Here is a 17,040-nt window from a genome sequence, read left to right as displayed (position 1 = left end):
GGACTGTTAACGACGCCGAAGGAAAGAAGATGGTAGCGGCGGGCGGACTCGAACCGCCACGGGTTTTACCCCAACGGATTTTGAATCCGTCGTGTCTACCAATTTCACCACGCCGCCATCGGAGAGTGGTGGGGATTATACTGAGCTTAATCGCGAAAGCAATAAGCCAGCGGACACAACTGCCCGCTGGCTCGGATATTTACAATCTGTCGAACAATGACAGTTGCGAAACCTGCGCAAACGACTGCTGAGCCGCCTGCAGCACGAAGCTCTGGAAACTCAGGTTACTGATCGCTTCTGCGTAATCCACATCCTGTAATTGGGACCGGATTTCATTGGTATACACCGAAGAATCCTCAAGGAAGGTCTTGGTCGATTCCACCGCGTTCATCCGGCCACCCAACTCCGTCTGCTTGAGGATAATGCTTTCCTGGGCGTTATCGAGGTTGATCAGGGAATTAGCAATCAGGTCGTCGTACTGGGCCTGCCCATCCGGACTGCTCTTGTCGATGTTGTTCAAACCGGAAATCAGGTTCTCAATGGTGCCGAACACCGACTGTTTTTCGTTGATCTTCAGCGTAAACACATCCCCCGCACCAGGCACAGCATCAGTAATTGTTGCCTCTACACCCGCAACTGTGAACGGCTCGCCGCTCTCGTAAACAAGGGGATCAACCGACAATGGATTTCCTTGGCTATCAAACGCCCTTAACTCCGGTGGATTCGGCGCTCCAACGTCGACGACCTCCACTGTAATATCGTCCGGGAACGAGTTGGGGTAGGCGGCAGCCAGATCTGCCTCGTTAACCAGCTTGACGCCTGTAATAGAAGCGCCCGGCGTGCTCACCGTGCTGTGTTCGCCGGTGATGGCCGCAGGAACTCTTACGAAAATGTCCTTGCCGTTATCGCTGATCGGAACGGTGACACCATCATCAATTTCGAGGACTCGCTGGCCCTCGTCGCCCTGGTAAATCCAACTGCCTGAGGGATCCTGCTCAAAGGCCTTTACCGAGCCCTGGAATCCACTAAAGATGTATTCGCCGGAGGCATCACGGGTATTGGCAATATTGGCGAGCTGCCCCAGGCGTTCCTCCAGCTCCGAAGAAATCGACCGCCGGTCGTTGGCCGACAATGACCCATTACCCGCCTGAACCGTCAGCTCCCGGATCCGCTGAATCACATCGATCGAACTTGAAAGAGCATTTTCTTCCTGTTTCAGACGGTTGTCCGCCAGGTCGACGTTGCGCTGATAGGTTTCAACCCGCGAAAGCTCCTGATCCAGCTTCAGAATGCGCGCCGCAGCGACCGGATCGTCGGAAGGTTTGTTTACCCTCTGGCCAGTCGAGATCTGTTGCTGGGTGTTATTCAGGCTGGTATTGAGCTCCTGGAGCCGATTAATACCGCCTGAAAAAATCTGCTGTGATGAAATTCTGATCATGTCACATCACCTCAACCGTTACCGGAAACTCTGTAACAGGGTATTGAACAAATCCTGGGCTACCGACATTACCTGGGCCGAGGCATTATAGGCGGCCTGATACTGGATCAGGCGCCCGGCTTCCTCATCCAGGTTAACGCCGGATACAGATTCCCGCTGATTGGTCGACTGCTCCAGAAGGGTTTTGCCGGCATCCACATCCAATTGGCTCTGGCGTGTTTTAACACCGATATCCTCAACAAGCCCCGCATAGCCTTCGGAAAAGTTCTGGCTACCACCATTCAGCGTGTTGGCCGTGCCAAGCGCCGCCAGCAGTTCCGCATTCCTGTTGTCCGAAACACCGTTGGAGTTGTAATTGATCTCGAAGGTGTCACCGTCAGCCGGCTGGCCCGTTATCTTGAACTGAAAACCCTGGTACTCGGCACCATCCGCCGGATTGTCGCTGAACAGCTCATTGGCAACGCCCGGCGTGTAGGGCCGGTTTGCCGGACCTATCGGGTTTCCACCGCCGTCCGTAACCGTGAACACCAGGCCGGTTCCCGGATCGTCGAATGTTACGGTAATTGGCCCGTTCGCCAGTTGCCCGGTCGATTGGAACGCGGGCAACAGGGAGTTGGTGAACGGGTTCCTGACGTTAAGCATGGTGCCCTGATCAATCTTGCCGGTTCCGATATTGTCATCGCCGGTGGTAGCACGAACCGGACTTGCGAAAGCCAGATCCTCCTCCCGATTGACCACCAGCCCAATGCTCTCCGCCGCATTCCGGCTTGGTTGAATCAGATATTTGTCTCCGGCATTGAACGTGCCGCCCTCCACCCGGATGTTGAAACCGGGCATGGAAATCTCAGACTGGGGCGGATCGGGCAACCGGCCCTGATTGACGGTTCTTCCAGTACCCTGATCAATCAACTCGTAGCTTCGCCCATCGCCACTGAACTGGAGAGTCCAGCGGCCTGCCGGAAGCGCCGAACTGTCGGTTATCTCGACGGCCAACTGTCCGTTGGTCGAGGGCGCGTTATTTCCGTTGGGGACCACGCGGCTCCGTTGCGCCTCGAGCGAATTGATATCTGTGAAGAACAGCCCACCGAGTTCGCCCTCCAGATCCATCCCGATTTCATGCTGGTGATTCATGGTGTCGGAGAGGGCAATGGCAATCCTGCCAAGCTCATCGAATGCCGGTTTCAGACCTTCGGTATCGAAACGCAGGAGGCCACCCAGCTTGCCGCCGGTGATCTGTTCATCAATATTGAGGAGGCGTCCACCGTTGCTCAGTGTGAACTCCAGACGTGTCGGATCTTCGGCATTTTCCCGGGTGCCGAGGGTCGAAGCGTTACTGCCAACCACCAGGGACAAACCGTTCGACAGAGACACGTTAACCTGGCTACCGTCTGCCGGGCTGACTTTTATGCTAATAAGCTCCGACAGCTGCCGCAGTTTCTCATCCCGCTTATCCAACAATTCATTGGGCATTTGCCCCTGGGCAATGCCGGGTGATTCAGAAATCGCCAGGTTCAGCTCCGCAATGCTTTTCAGCAGGGTATTCGCGTCTTTCACACCCTGCTGCATCTGGGTCTTGATGGATTCCCGCTGCTGGATGAATTCCTGGTTCAGGGCCTGGAAACGGTTTACAACCTGCTGTGCCTCACTCAGGACCAACTGGCGCTGTGGCAAGGAAGTGGGATCTTCCGCGGCATTCTGAAGGCTCGCAAAAAAGTTGTTCAGTGCATTGCTGAGGCCGGTAGATTCACCCCCGAGCAGGTTATCAAGCCTGGTCAGCTCCGAATTAAGGGCCTCCTGCTCTCCGTACAGGGTGCTGTCTTCACGCACCTGTTGAACCAGGTATTCGTTGGCCAGGCGGCGAATGTCCGCCACGTTCACGCCGCTGCCTATGGTGCCGGCACCAGTGCGCTGGCCTTCCTGGGTTTCAAACAGCACTTCCTGGCGGCTGTAACCCGGCGTGTTGGCGTTGGTTATATTGTTGCCAGTGGTGTTCAGTGCGGCCTGTTGACTGAGGATGCCGGTCAGACCAATACCTATGAGCCCTGCCATAAGCTTTACTCCTTCATCCCGTCACTGCCCATGGACAGCGTCATCAGTGAGTCACGGTTCATGATCTGGCGGATCTTGTTGCCGTAGTTGGGGTCGGTTGCATAGCCGGCTTCCTGCAGCTTCTCTGCGAAAACCTCAGGCTGGTCTGCTACCGACAGGACGTCCCGGTATCGGGGGTTGGATTCCAGGAAAGAGACATAATCCCGGAAGCTGGATTCGTAATCCCTGTAGGCCCGGAAGTTGGCCTGCTCTTTCATGGGCAGCCCTTCCCGATATTCCGTGGTGGTAATGGAGACCGCATCACCCTGCCAGCGGCTGTCGGCCTTGATGCCGAAGAGGTTAAAACTGGGCTCGCCCTGCTCCCCACGGATCATATGCCGGCCCCAGCCTGTTTCCAGGGCCGCCTGGGCTACCATCAGTTTCGGGTCTATTCCCGAGTCCCGGGCAATCCGTTCGGCCACCGGCAGCAGCTCTGCCACGAAATGCTCCGGAGATTCGAATTGATGCGGCAAGTCCGAGGGTGTCGACGTCACTGCTGAAGGCGCTTTCTGTGCAAAAGACGTTACCTCCCGAACCCGCTCGGGTAGCTCGGCATTCAGGGCGGGCAGGCTTCGGTCGTAATCCGCAAGGCTCGCCTTGTGGCCAGCGAGCCTGCCTCCTTCATCGTTCATGCCGGGAATCTGTTTGCTCAACTGCCGGACCAGTGCCTCCGCAAGGCCACTGCCCTTGCCCCCAGCCATGGTCAGACTCATCTGGCTGTCGAACATATCCCGGTAGAGCTCGGACTGATTGCTCTTCAGGTAGTTGCCCTCAGCAAAGACATCACCGGCCTTGCGCATGGACTTCAACATTTCAGACAGGAACAGACTCTCGAACTGGCGCGCCACCTCTCGAAGAGCGGACTCCTTATCAGTGCGAGCCTGGGCCTTCAACGCATTAAGACCGTTGAAGTCGGTGTAAACCTGGGCCTGTTGAACCTTGTAGTCCTGCATCACGCCACCTAGATAACGATCAGTTCGGCGCGCAGTGCACCGGCCTGTTTCAAGGCTTCAAGTACCGCCATGACATCACCCGGCGCCGCACCCACCTGATTCACGGCCTGAACGATCTCGTTCAGGGTGACGGCGGGGCCGAACTTGAACATCCGTGCCGGCTCCTCGGTAATGGCAATCTGGGAATCCTGCTCAATGGCGGTGTCTCCACCGGCAAAGGGATTCGGCTGCTCCACGTTGGGGTTTTCCTGAATGGTCACCGTCAGATTGCCGTGAGTAACGGCTGCTGCACTGACCTGAACATTCTGGCCAACCACGATGGTGCCGGTGCGGCTGTTGATGACCACTTTCGCGGCATCCTGAGCCGGATCAACCTCGATGTTTTCGAGAATCGACAGAAAGCTGACCCGTTGGGAAGGGTCTCGCGGTGCGCGGACGGAAATCGACGTGGCGTCGTGGGCATAAGCCATATCCGGGCCGAGACGATCATTAACAGCCTCGACCACCCTGCGAGCCGTTGTGAAATCCGGGCGCAACAGATGGAAGGTGATGGTGTCGCCCTGATTGAATGGCGAAGCCACCTCCCGCTCAATCGTGGCACCATTGGGAATCCGCCCAACGCTGGGAACGTTCACGGTGATTCGAGAACCGTCCTGCCCCTGTGCGCCGAAGCCACCCACCACCAGACTGCCCTGAGCCATGGCATAGACCTGTCCATCAGCACCTTTCAGTGACGTCATCAGCAAGGTTCCGCCGCGCAGACTGTCGGCGTTGCCGATGGACGACACAGTGATGTCGATTTCCTGCCCCGCTTTGGCGAAGGGCGGCAATGTCGCACTCACCGTAACGGCCGCGACATTGGCGAGATTCGGGTTGACGCCTTCCGGAAGCGTCACGCCAAACTGGTTCATCATGTTCCTGAAGGTCTGATTGGTAAACGGCGCCTTGTCACCGGTTCCATCAAGACCAACCACCAGGCCATACCCCACCAACTGGTTGTTGCGGACACCCTTGATTCGGGAAAGATCCTTCAGGCGATCCGCCAATACCGGGGCGGAAACCACAGCCAGGGCAAGAACCCAGACAATGACACGGCGCAAGCTCATAGCGGCCACCACTCACTGTTGAAGAAGCGAGCCAGCCAGCCCATCTGGTTTGCCTGGTCAAAATCACCAGTGCCTCCATAGGCGAACCGGGCGTCCGCAATGCGATTGGATGCCACCGTGTTATCAGGCTGGATATCCTGGGGGCGAACCAGACCCGTCAGGCGGATGTATTCATCACCATTGGTCAACGACAGCCATTTCTCGCCACGAATACGAAGAACACCATTAGGCAATACTTCGGTCACCGTAACCGTGATGCTGCCGGCGAGGCTGTTGCTCTGATCTGCTTCTGCCGCGCCCTGGAAATCCCGCTCGTGGTTGAACGACGTGTTTATCCCAAAGTTGTCCTTGCCCAGAATGGTCGGGTTCGGCAAGGTCGTTTCATTGTCCTTGGTGATGCTGGTCTCGGCATTTTTGCTGGCGCTGGTGGATTCCTGCAGATTCACGGTCAGCACATCACCCACGTTCAACGCCACGGTATCGCCGTAGAAGTTGTAGTTTCGGGAGACCTGGTAAATAGACCCCGAAGCGCTATCACGCTGCATCATGGCCTGGGGGCGAACCGGCGCAAACTCCGGGTCATCCGGAACTGCCCGCGGGCGACTCATCGCTGTGCACCCCTGCAACAGGATCAGAAGCATCACAATCACCAGAGTGCTGGCGCTTCGCACTGTCCTATGGGTTGTCATCAGTTTCATGACCTCACCTCTGGCCGCATTAGCCGATGTTCTGAGTGATGAACTGGAGCATCTGGTCGGTTGTGGAAACCACTTTCGAGTTCATCTCGTAGGCACGCTGGGTGGTAATCATGTTCACCAGCTCCTCCACCACCTCAACGTTGGACGACTCCACGGAGCCCTGCTCGATACTGCCGAGTCCGGCCAGCCCGGGTTCACCTTCGGCAGGATCGCCACTCGCGTTGGTCGCCTTGAACAGGTTGTTGCCGATGGCCTGCAGGCCCTGGGGGTTGATGAAATCCACCAACGTAATCTGGCCCAGGTTTACCGGTGCTGCCTGATCGTCCGTTACCGCCGTCACGGTGCCATCTTTACCAATGGTGATATTGGTGGCGTTCTCCGGCACGTTGATGGCGGGCTCCAGAGGGTAGCCATCCGGGTTCACCACATCGCCATCAGCGTTGAGCTGGAACTGGCCGTCGCGGGTGTAAGCGATCTGGCCATCAGGCAACTGCACCTGCAGGAAGCCACGGCCATTGATGGCCATGTCCAGGGGCTGCTCGGTAATCTGCAGGTTGCCCTGGGAAAATTGCTTGGCCGTACCCACAACCCGCACACCGGTGCCCAACTGCAGGCCAGAAGGCAGTTCCGAGTTCTGGGTTGTCAGACCACCCGGCTGCCGGTTGATCTGGTACAGAAGATCCTGAAACACGGCTCTGTCCCGCTTGAAGCCAGTGGTGTTGACGTTCGCCAGGTTGTTGGAAATGGTGGACATGTTGGTGTCCTGAGCGCTCAACCCGGTCTTGCTGACCCATAGTGCTGGATGCATGCTGCTTACTCCTTGCCGGGGGCTGTCAGGCGGCCATTTTTTGCCGCTTCAGGCCCGCCAGGCCAATGTGTTCAGTCGTTACTTAAAGGTTCTGCAACAGCCGTGCCGTTGCTTCGGAATTCTCGTTCGCAGTGGTCATTACCTTCACCTGCATCTCGTATTGCCGGGACAGCTGGAGGTTGGAGATCATCTCTTCCACCGCGTTCACGTTGGAGCTTTCAAGGAATCCTGAGGCAACCCGCTGGTTTGCATCCGGTGGCTCGGGCCCATCCAGAGCCTGATCCGGCTTTCGGCGCATGTGTCCGTCAAGACCTTTCTCGAGGGCTTCCGGCGGCGGGCTGACCAGCTTCAGCCGGTCCACTTCAACCAGCTGGTCCGGTGGCCCACCGACAGGAACAATTGAGACAGTGCCATCGGCGCCAATCTCGACATTGTCAAAAGGAGGCAGCGCGACCGGCCCACCGTTACCAAGCACCAGTTCGCCATTGGCAAGCCGCACCAGGCCGTTGACATCCACCTGGAGACTGCCACTACGGGTGAAGACTTCCTCGCCCTGATCGTTCTGAATGGCAAGCCATCCCTCACCTTCCACAGCCACATCCAGTTTGCGCCCGGTTTCCATCAATGCCCCGGCGGACAGGTCCGTGCCAGGCCTCTCTGTCATGGCATAGGCACGAGTCGGGTGGTGTTCCCCGTAGACAGGCATACTGCGGGCCTGGGCGAAGTCTTTTTTGAAGCCGGTGGTACTGACGTTCGCCAGGTTATTGGCATGGGCCTGCTGGGCCAGCATATTCTGCTTGGCGCCAGACATACCGATGTAGAGGGCTTTGTCCATGGGAAAACTCCTGCCGGAATTTTGACTGTTTCCAGTCTTCCTGCAGGAGTCATGCCATTTTCGCTAAAATGCGGGATTAACGGAGGTTGATGATGGTCTGGGTGACCGCATCGGAGGTTTCAATGGTCTTGGCGTTGGCCTGATAGTTCCGCTGGGCGATGATCAGGTTAACCAGTTCCGCCGACAAGTCCACGTTGGATTCCTCCACCGAGCTGGCCTTGATAGAACCCAGCGTGCCGGTATCCGGGGCACCTATGATCGGCTGACCGGATTCGAACGTTTCCACCCAAGACGTATCGCCTACGGGAGACAGACCGTTGGTGTTATTGAACGAGGCCAACGCGACCTGGCCCAGAGCCTGGGATTGGCCGTTGGTGTATCGGGCAAACAGAACACCTTGATCCGATACGTCCAGACCAGAAAGCCGGCCAGTGGTATAGCCATTCTGCTGTTGGTCGTTCACGCCAAACGCAGCGCCATATTGCGTTGTGCCACTGAGATTGATCACAAAAGCCGATGTTGTCGGTGGCTCAGGAATGGGTGTTACTACCACCTCGCCGGCAGCAGGAGGGCCATCCGCCCCATTTGGCTGGCCGTCGCTGTCTTTGGGTATCCAGTCATCAATAACGATTTCGCCACTGGGGTCGCCATCGATCGACTGAAGAGCACCGTCCTGATCGAATCTTGCAGTGTAGGGAGTCACGTCGGTGCCACCAACAAACTCGCCATCAATCTGGGCATACACCGACCATTCGCTCACCCCGACACCATTGCCTGGGGACGGATTCTTCACAAAGAACTGTGTGAGTTCGTGGGAATTACCCAGGCTGTCGTAGATCGTGGTGGATGTAGCGTGGTTATAGGTACGCTGATCCAGCGGATTGAATTGATTGGTGACGCGGATTGGCGACGCGTTGAACGCAACCTCAAAATCATTGTCAGCGGTGGTTGATGTGATTCCCGCCACCGACCGGTCCGCAGTCACGTTCACATCACCTTCGACGGTGCCGGTATCGCCGTTGCCATTGCCATCGGCAAAGGTAAAGTCGAGCGTCTCACCCTGGTTATGAATCACTCGCAGAACATCGCTGCCCCCGCCTCCGGTGACAATCGAAGCGGAAATTGCGGTCTCGCTGGAGTTGTTGATTGAATCAACCAGATCCTGCAGGGAATTGATATTTGACGTGTCCAAGGTCAGCGGCGATCCATTGATATCGAGGCTGAATGAAAACGAACTGGCGCCAGAGATGAAGGCGTCATCAAGAGCCGGCGTGCCGTCAAAAGTCGCCGTCGTTGTGGCCGAAGCACTCAATCCAGGCGCATCGTTGATAGTGGAGGCCGCTTCACGGGCACTGGCTGCAGGGTCAATATTCACGTTGAAGGCAGGCGAGCCGTCCGAATACTGCACATCAAAGCTCTCGCCCTGTATGGAAGCAAGAGTGAGAGGCCCGACATCCCAAACACGGGTTTCCAGCACGGACTCCCTGGAATCAAGATTCAGATCGGAGTCGAGGTTTGTCGTCCTTCTCGGAGCCAGGTTGTCTGTTGCAATCTGCAAATCTCCCCGGATGCCAGACAAGTTGCCGTCCTCGTCCGCGGTGTATCCCTGTACCCGCATATTCTGGTTGTTCGTTACATAGCCTTCCTTATCAATGCCGAACTGTCCTGCGCGGGAATAACGAATCTCGCCGCCGTTGTTCAGGATAAAGAAACCATCGCCGGCAATCGCCATGTCCAGGCCATTGTCAGTGAAGCTGATGTTGCCCTGCCCAAAAGACTGCTTAACGTCCTGAACCCGGACACCGTCGCCGATCGGGTTGGTGCCTGCGCTCAGGAAACCGCTGGCGTATAGATCGCCAAACTGGGCCTTGCTGCCCTTGAAACCAACGGTACTGGCGTTGGCAATGTTGTTGCCGGTGACGTCCAGATCCACCGATGCCGCGCGAAGGCCACTCAAACCCGTATTAAATCCCATGGTTCACCCCTTGGTGTTTCACCGGTATCAGTTAATTTGTTTTACATCAGACAGGGCGATGGAGCCCATGCCTGCAAGATTCAGGGTAATGGAGCCACCCTGGCCCAGGGACACGCTGTCAACATTGGCACTTACCATCGTACCCAACTGCTGCGGCCCATCCGGGTAGGAAGCCTCGGCCACAATCCGGTAGGCGCCCGGCGGCAAGGGATTGCCGTTGCCGTCCTGGCCATCCCAGCGGAACGAGGTCACCCCTGCCGGACTACTACCCATGTCGATCTGGCGAACCCGCTCACCATTCTGACCCTGAATCGAAAGCCGAAGGCCACCGGTCGATGCCGGCACTTCAACGGTGCCGCTGATCTCACCGTCCGCACCCAGAACCCCGATCTGGGAAGGGGCAAGCACGGTTTTGCCGACCATGGCAGAGGCCTGCAGCGCCTGGCTGGAACGGAACTGACCCACCACATCCTCAACCGTACCGGAAAGGTTCTGCATTTCCTCCAGCGAGCTGAACTGGGCCAGTTGGGAGATGAATTCACCGTTGTCCTGGGGTTCCAGCGGGTTCTGGTTCTTCAGCTGGGCCAGCATCAGTTCCATGAACTCGTTCCGACCCAACTCGCTGGTGCCCTGGCCGCCATTCTGTTGCTTCAGCTGGTACTGGCTCAGAACATCCGACGCGTCTGTTGCATTTACTGCAGTCATGTTGTGCTCCTCACCCTGTTACTGCTGACCGAGAGTCAGAATGCGCTGCATCATGGACTTGGCTGTGTTCATGACATCCACATTCATCTGGAAACTTCTGGACGACGACATCATGTCCGCCATCTCTTCAACCACATTCACATTGGGGTAGTAGACGTAGCCGTCCTCGTTGGCCGCCGGGTGATGGGGCTCGTAGCGCATCTGCAGCTCCGCATCACTTTCGACAATACCGTCAACCCTCACGCCGGCGCCCGGCCCCTCATCGGCAGCCATGGGCAAGCCTCCCTGCCCGGGATTCATCAGAGACTGCTGAATCGCCGAGAAAACCGGCTTCCTGGCGCGATAGGTTTCCCCCGTGCTGGAACTTGCCGTTTCTGCATTGGCAATGTTGGACGCGGTTGTATTCAGCCGCAGTGATTGCGCGGTCATGCCGGAACCGGCGATGTCAAAAATGCTGCCCAGTGACATGAAAATTCTCCTTCGCTAATCCTGTGACTGCGGCTTATTCGCCCTTGAGGGCTTTGGTCAAACCGCTGAACTTGCTGTTCAAAAACTGGAAGCTGGCCTGGAAATCCATGGCGTTGCGCATAAACCGGGTCTGCTCCTGCTGGGCGTCTACCGTATTGCCGTCAACCGACGGCTGATGGGGAACCCGATACATCAAATCGCTTTCCGACGCCGATGGCGAGGTATCCATGTGCGCGTCATGGGTTTTGGCCATCTGGAATCCGCTGACCTGCTCCTGGGCCTTCTGCATCATGGCCTGGAAATCCAGATCCCGCGCCTTGAAACCCGGGGTGTCGGCGTTTGCCAGGTTGTTTGCCAGAACTTCGGCGCGTTTAACACGCGCTTCAACCGCGTGTTGATGAATGCCCAGAGCCGAATCAAACGTAATTGCCATGTTGCCTCCCGAAAACTGCACTGGTATGCCGAGCTGTTTTTGCCGGCTGTGCTCTTTGACAGGACTAAAGCAAGCTGAATGCCAGATTTATGGTCAGGTGTTAATTTGTCAGGAAACCCAGTGTTGGCAGGCCCTGCAGAGAATCCGAGTAGCGGTTACGGGAAAGGAGAAAGGAAAAGGGCAAGAAAAAGCGGCAAGCTGCTTCCCCCGGCAGAAGCCGGGGGTATTCAACAAGGTCTCAGGGCCAATGACTCACAAACTCGTCCACCGCCGGTCTGGGCACAGACGGCTTGGATGCCGAGACCGTACCGGTGTAGAGAAAGCCAACAATCTGTTCATGCTCTTCCAGGCCCAACCCCTGGTGAACCGAGGAGTGGTAGGCAACGCCGCCTGTTCTCCACATCACGCCGAAACCGGCATCCTGAAGGGCAAGCTCAACAAAACTCATGCCGGCAGCTGCCGACATGACCTGCTCGATTTCCGGTACTTTGGGATGCGTCCTCGGCGACGCGATACCAACTATGACCATGGGTGCGCGAAGGGGGGCACGCCGGAGCTTCTCGATTTCTTTCTCATCGCTGTTATTGGCACAGGTGGACGCAAACAGCTCTCCCAGGGCTTCAAGGCCTTTACCCTCGATCACCAGATAGCGCCAGGGCCTGAGCAGTGCATGGTCCGGTGCACGCGCCGCGCAGGAAAAGGCCCTTTCGAGGGTTGTCGAATCCGGCGCGGGTGATTCCAGCCTCGGTTCAGAGGAGCGGTTCAGGAGGAAATCGGTAACTGCGGTCATATCTGCTCGCTGTTTAAAGACTGTTGAAATATAGGTACGAACACAATTCATGGCTGTGAATTGTGGGTTCTACGTAATGCTGTTAACCTTTAGTCGTAGTCGGGTCTACCAACAATTATAAATGACGCGGTCGTACAACGTTGAGTGGCAACACAATGAGCAACCAGCAAACCTTCAATAACTTTTCCGAATTTTATCCGTACTACCTCGAAGAGCACAGCGACGTCACCTGTCGCCGTTTGCATTTCGCTGGAAGTCTCCTGGTCCTGATAGTCGCCGTATGGGCTCTGGCTTCGGGCAAGCTGTTGTGGCTTCTGGCCTTGCCGGTCATAGGCTATGGCTTTGCGTGGGTTGGTCATTTCAAGTTTGAAAAAAATCGCCCCGCTACCTTCAAATATCCACTGTACAGCCTTATGGGTGACTGGGTCATGTTCCGCGACATGCTCATTGGCAGGATCCGTTTCTGAAATGATGAGTGCCCCGGCAGACCTGCGTAATGCCAGTAGCTCAGCTGGCAGAGCCCTCTCGTCCGAGGCGGCGGGCAACCCGATCGCCATTCCCCCGATGCCCGATTACAATGGCCGGGTACTGGCATACACCTCAACCGCCGCCATTATCGTAACCGGCGTTCTCCAGGGCGCCTTTCCGCAATGGCTTCTCTGGCTGGTTGCCGGGGCCCTCACCTGGCCCCACATCGCCCATGCCCTGACTCGCCGCACTTTCCTCAGGAATTCGCCACGCATCCGTCAGAAAATGCTGATATTTGATTGCGTGGTTGGTGGCGCTTTCATTGGTTGCATCGGGCTGATCGTCATCCCCTCCCTCGCCGTTGCACTGATGCTGATGTTCAGTTGCCTGATTGTTGGTGGTATCCGTCAGTGGGTCCTGGGCACCGGCTTCATGGCGGCCTCCATTGCGGGGGCGGTTGCGATCGTCGGCCCGGCAGACGGACCACACTCGCCCCTGCTGACCAGCATCGTGTCGATTTTATCCACCGGGCTTTATATTTGCGTTACGGCTTACTATTCCCACCAGCAGGCACGGGCGTTGATGCTGGCAAAGACCCAGATCCAGAACCAGCGGGAGCAGTCCATCGCGCTTTCACACAAACTGTCCAAATATCTCTCGCCTCAAGTCTGGCAGTCGATCTTCACCGGTGAGCGGGACGTGAGACTGGAAACCCAGCGCAAGAAACTGGCGGTGTTTTTCTCTGACATCAAAGGCTTCACCGAATTGTCTGAGGAAATGGAACCCGAAGCACTGACCGAACTGCTGAATCACTACTTCAATGAAATGTCGGAAGTTGCTCTCAAGTATGGCGGCACCATCGACAAGTTCGTTGGTGATTCCATCATGGTGTTCTTTGGCGATCCAACCAGCCGTGGCCAGAGGGAGGACGCATTTGCCTGTGTCTCCATGGCCATCGAGATGCGCAAGCATATGAAAATCATGCGGCAGAAATGGCGCAGCCAGGGCATCAAGACCCCGCTGGAAATCCGCATGGGAATAAGCACCGGTTATACAACGGTTGGTAACTTTGGCGCCGAGAACCGGATGGATTACACGATTATCGGCAAGGAAGTAAACCTGGCCAGCCGGCTTGAGTCCCTGGCGGAGCCGGGCGAAATCCTCGTTTCCTACGAAACCTTCGCGCTGATCAAGGACAAGATCATGTGCAGAGACAAGGGCGAGATTACCGTGAAGGGCTTTGTCAAGCCGGTGCCAATTTACGAAGTGGTCGACTTCCGGCGCGACATGGGGCCCAACCGAAGCTTCCTGGAACACGAACATAGCGGCTTCGCCATGTATCTCGATTCGGACAAGATCACCGAGAAAGAGCGGCAGGCCATCCTGACCGCTCTGGAAGATGCTGCAGATCGCCTGCGGCGGGAAGAGGATGTTTCCTGAGGCGCTTCCCTGCGCTCAAACAGAATCCTGCTACTGACGTATCAACCTTGGGCCGGCATCCCCGCCGGTTTCCGTGCTTCGCCACGGATTTATATCCAGCCCGCCCCGCCGTGTATACCGGGCAACCACGGTAAGCGACTCCGGGTTGCACCGCCCCATCAGATCGGTAAACACGGTTTCCACGCAATGCTCGTGGAAATCCTGTTTCTGCCGGAAGCCCACCACGTAACGCAACAAACCGCCCCGATCGATTTTCGGTCCGGTGTAGCTTATGAGGAGTGTCGCCCAGTCAGGCTGACCGGTTACCGGGCAGTTGCTCTTCAGCAGATGGGAGCAGAGCCGTTCTGTCACCACCTCCCCACTCGCTGAAAGCGCCTCAGGCGCGTATTCAAAAACCACTTCGCTGACCGGCTCGTCATCAATGAGCTCGAAGCCCTCCGGCCGGCCAATCGCTTCACCGGATTCGTCGACGCTCAACAGATTCACCTGAACAGCACCGCCGCAGGCGCTGGAAAGATCCTGGGTAATCACCTCCGCGACCTGCTCCCGAGAAGAGTAGACCGCCTGGTTCAACGAGTTCAGGTACAGCTTGAGCGATTTGGACTCAATGATTGCGGGCGAGGCCGCCGGAAAAACAATCTCCGCCCAGGCCACTTCCGGCACGCCGCTTGGACGCAGCCAGGAGATTTCCCAGGCCTGCCACAGATCCTCGCCAAACCAAGGCCAACGGCCATCCTCCAGACCAATGCGGCGGCGATTTTCCTCTCTCGCCACCGGGAAAAGCAGCCCAGGATCGTAGCTGTCCGGGTAGTCGCTTGTCTTGCCAAGCGGAGCGTCGTTAAGTGCCATAGTGGTTCCTGAAATCAGTGGCGAATGCCTTTACCACGCGCCAGCATTCTGAGAGCGATGAATGCCAGTACGGAGATGAAAACCAGAATCATACCAAGAGAAACAAACGGATTAACGTCTGACACGCCCAGAATGCCGTACCGGAAGCCGTTGACCATGTAGAGGATAGGGTTGGCCATGGATACGCCCTGCCAGAACCCCGGCAGTAAATCGATGCTGTAGAACACGCCGCCCAGATACGTCAACGGCGTCAATACGAACGTGGGCACAATGGAGATGTCATCAAACTTGGTCGCCAACATGGCGTTGATAAAGCCACCCAGGGCAAACAGTGCCGAAGTCAGAAATACCGTCAGAACCATCATTGGCAAGTTGTGGATGGACAGGCGGGTAAACGCCAGTGACAACAGCGTGACAATCAGCCCGATGCCAAGGCCTCGCGCCATGCCACCTGTCACATAGCCGGCCAGGATCACCCAGTTCGGCACCGGCGACACCAGAAGCTCCTCGATACTGCGCTGGAACTTCATGGAGAAAAATGAAGACACCACATTGGCGTAGGAACTGGTGATCACCGACATCATGATCAGCCCCGGCACAATGAAAGACATGTAGTCGAAGCCGCCCATCTCCCCAATTCGGGAGCCGATGAGGTTGCCGAAAATAATGAAATACAGGGTCATGGTGACCGCGGGCGGCAACAGGGTTTGCGCCCAGATGCGGGTAAACCGCCGTATCTCCCGGACAACGATGGTACTAAAGGCGGTGAAGAGCGCTTGTGGAGTCATGCTGCACCCTCCACGGTTTGAGTTGACTCCGCAGCATTCTCTTCGACCATGCGAATAAACAGTTCCTCCAGCCGGTTGGCCTTGGTCCTCATGCTGACCACTTTGATGCCCAACCGTTCAAGCTCCACGAACACCTGGTTGAGCCCCTGCCCTTTCTGCACTTCCACCTCGAGAGCACCTTCTCCGTCCAATCGAGTCGGGAAACCATTCAGTTCAGGCGCGGCATCAAGGGTCTTCTCGGTGTCCAGAACAAAGGTTTCCAGGCTCAGTTGCTGCAGCAGGGCCTTTTTGCTGGTGTTTTTCAGAATCTTGCCGTGATCAATAATGGCAATATTGCGGCAAAGGGCTTCCGCTTCCTCCAGATAATGGGTCGTCAGGATAATGGTGGTGCCCTGACGATTCATTTCTTCCAGAAAGGTCCACATGGACCGGCGAAGTTCAATATCTACGCCAGCAGTCGGCTCGTCCAGGATCAACAGTTTGGGCTCATGAACCAGGGCCCGGGCAATCATCAGACGACGCTTCATACCTCCGGAGAGCATGCGTGCCGGGGTGTCCCGCTTCTCCCAGAGTCCGAGCTTTTTCAGATACTTTTCAGCCGACGCCGAGGCCTGTTTAAGAGGAATTCCGTAGTAGCCGGCCTGGGTGGTGACAATGTCGAAGACCTTTTCGAACTGGTTGAAGTTGAACTCCTGCGGCACAACACCAAGGTTCAACTTGGCATCCGAGAGATGGGTGTCGGTGTCATATCCGAACACCCGCACCTTTCCCGCTGTTTTGTTTACCAGGGAGCAAACAATGCCCAGGGTGGTCGATTTGCCGGCCCCATTGGGCCCCAGCAAGGCGAAGAAGTCCCCCTCGGCGACGTGCAGATCAATCCCCTTGAGAGCCTTGAAGCCGTCACCATAGGTTTTGGTGAGGCCCTCAATTTCCAGTGCATTGGTCATAACTCATCCCGATTCGGTGAAAAACGGCAATGAACGGCCCTCGCCGCCAGCCAGAATTTAGATTGCTATTTATTGTGACAAAGTCGCTGATTTCAAGGCCCTTATCGGCCGGAGGCATCCCCGGACCAATAACGGAAACTGCGACAGGAATCCCGATATGAGGCAAATCACGCCCCTATAATGCGGTTACAACAATTTACAAAAGAGGCTGCTGCACCCCGGGTGCAGGCGCGCTGAAACGAAGGGAATGT

17 protein-coding genes and 1 tRNA gene are annotated in these 17,040 nt (G+C 56.6%); 2 read left to right on the top strand and 16 right to left on the bottom strand.

Translation table 11 applies throughout. From position 1 onward, the window contains the following. Positions 1 to 30: 30 nt before the first annotated feature. The 13 genes from BM035_RS14620 to BM035_RS14560 form a co-directional block, all read right to left on the bottom strand. Positions 31 to 117, bottom strand: a tRNA-Leu gene (locus BM035_RS14620). A gap of 82 nt (positions 118 to 199) precedes the next feature. Further along, entirely contained in the window at positions 200 to 1,438 is a 1,239-nt protein-coding gene (flgL, locus tag BM035_RS14615) for a flagellar hook-associated protein FlgL (protein ID WP_092032818.1), read from the bottom strand. 18 nt (positions 1,439 to 1,456) lie between these two features. Next, positions 1,457 to 3,487: a flagellar hook-associated protein FlgK gene (gene flgK / locus BM035_RS14610; RefSeq protein WP_092032816.1), complete on the bottom strand. Its 2,031-nt coding sequence runs from the start codon at positions 3,485 to 3,487 to the stop codon at positions 1,457 to 1,459. A 5-nt stretch (positions 3,488 to 3,492) separates the two neighbouring features. After that, entirely contained in the window at positions 3,493 to 4,479 is a 987-nt protein-coding gene (gene flgJ / locus BM035_RS14605; protein WP_092032813.1) for a flagellar assembly peptidoglycan hydrolase FlgJ, read from the bottom strand. Positions 4,480 to 4,487: 8 nt separating this feature from the next. Next, on the bottom strand, positions 4,488 to 5,585 hold the full coding sequence (locus tag BM035_RS14600; protein ID WP_092032810.1) for a flagellar basal body P-ring protein FlgI: 1,098 nt from the start codon (positions 5,583 to 5,585) through the stop codon (positions 4,488 to 4,490). Further along, positions 5,582 to 6,274, bottom strand: a complete 693-nt coding sequence (gene flgH, locus BM035_RS14595) for a flagellar basal body L-ring protein FlgH (protein ID WP_373274848.1) — start codon at positions 6,272 to 6,274, stop codon at positions 5,582 to 5,584. Before flgH ends, BM035_RS14600 begins: the two co-directional genes overlap by 4 nt. 28 nt (positions 6,275 to 6,302) lie before the next feature. Beyond that, entirely contained in the window at positions 6,303 to 7,091 is a 789-nt protein-coding gene (gene flgG, locus BM035_RS14590) for a flagellar basal-body rod protein FlgG (RefSeq protein ID WP_014576888.1), read from the bottom strand. An 82-nt stretch (positions 7,092 to 7,173) separates the two neighbouring features. Continuing rightward, a complete protein-coding gene (locus BM035_RS14585) occupies positions 7,174 to 7,926 on the bottom strand; it encodes a flagellar basal body rod protein FlgF (protein WP_014576887.1) in 753 nt (250 codons plus the stop codon). 76 nt (positions 7,927 to 8,002) lie between these two features. Beyond that, positions 8,003 to 9,901: a flagellar hook protein FlgE gene (locus BM035_RS14580; protein ID WP_092032807.1), complete on the bottom strand. Its 1,899-nt coding sequence runs from the start codon at positions 9,899 to 9,901 to the stop codon at positions 8,003 to 8,005. A gap of 27 nt (positions 9,902 to 9,928) precedes the next feature. After that, positions 9,929 to 10,606, bottom strand: coding sequence for a flagellar hook assembly protein FlgD (locus tag BM035_RS14575; RefSeq protein WP_008174289.1), 678 nt, complete (start codon positions 10,604 to 10,606; stop codon positions 9,929 to 9,931). Positions 10,607 to 10,624: 18 nt separating this feature from the next. Continuing rightward, the gene (gene flgC / locus BM035_RS14570; protein ID WP_053115005.1) at positions 10,625 to 11,074 is read right to left on the bottom strand and encodes a flagellar basal body rod protein FlgC; all 450 of its coding nucleotides are present in this window, start codon (positions 11,072 to 11,074) and stop codon (positions 10,625 to 10,627) included. A 34-nt stretch (positions 11,075 to 11,108) separates the two neighbouring features. Continuing rightward, positions 11,109 to 11,507, bottom strand: coding sequence for a flagellar basal body rod protein FlgB (flgB, locus tag BM035_RS14565; protein ID WP_041645182.1), 399 nt, complete (start codon positions 11,505 to 11,507; stop codon positions 11,109 to 11,111). A 238-nt stretch (positions 11,508 to 11,745) separates the two neighbouring features. Beyond that, a complete protein-coding gene (locus tag BM035_RS14560) occupies positions 11,746 to 12,297 on the bottom strand; it encodes a nitroreductase family protein (RefSeq protein ID WP_014576882.1) in 552 nt (183 codons plus the stop codon). A gap of 155 nt (positions 12,298 to 12,452) precedes the next feature. On the opposite strand from BM035_RS14560, the gene BM035_RS14555 reads away from it, so the two are divergent. Further along, positions 12,453 to 12,764, top strand: coding sequence for an Mpo1-like protein (locus BM035_RS14555; protein ID WP_053115004.1), 312 nt, complete (start codon positions 12,453 to 12,455; stop codon positions 12,762 to 12,764). 1 nt (position 12,765) lies between these two features. Next, entirely contained in the window at positions 12,766 to 14,205 is a 1,440-nt protein-coding gene (locus BM035_RS14550) for an adenylate/guanylate cyclase domain-containing protein (RefSeq protein ID WP_053115003.1), read from the top strand. 30 nt (positions 14,206 to 14,235) lie between these two features. Here the strand turns inward: BM035_RS14550 and queF are convergent, their stop codons facing one another. Genes queF through BM035_RS14535 form a run of 3 tightly spaced genes read right to left on the bottom strand, consistent with a single transcriptional unit; the run spans position 14,236 to position 16,789 of the window. Next, positions 14,236 to 15,054, bottom strand: coding sequence for an NADPH-dependent 7-cyano-7-deazaguanine reductase QueF (gene queF / locus BM035_RS14545; RefSeq protein WP_092032804.1), 819 nt, complete (start codon positions 15,052 to 15,054; stop codon positions 14,236 to 14,238). A gap of 14 nt (positions 15,055 to 15,068) precedes the next feature. After that, entirely contained in the window at positions 15,069 to 15,842 is a 774-nt protein-coding gene (locus BM035_RS14540; RefSeq protein ID WP_092032801.1) for an ABC transporter permease, read from the bottom strand. Further along, complete coding sequence (locus tag BM035_RS14535; RefSeq protein WP_014576877.1) at positions 15,839 to 16,789, bottom strand: ABC transporter ATP-binding protein; 951 nt, start codon at positions 16,787 to 16,789, stop codon at positions 15,839 to 15,841. The genes BM035_RS14540 and BM035_RS14535 overlap by 4 nt, the downstream gene beginning before the upstream one ends. Positions 16,790 to 17,040: the final 251 nt, after the last annotated feature.

Origin of the sequence: Marinobacter sp. DSM 26671 (assembly GCF_900112835.1) — a bacterium.
GTDB classification, from domain to species: Bacteria; Pseudomonadota; Gammaproteobacteria; order Pseudomonadales; family Oleiphilaceae; genus Marinobacter; species Marinobacter flavimaris.
The sequence above is the reverse complement of the archived record's forward strand: the minus strand, read 5'-3'. Positions and strand labels throughout refer to the sequence as shown.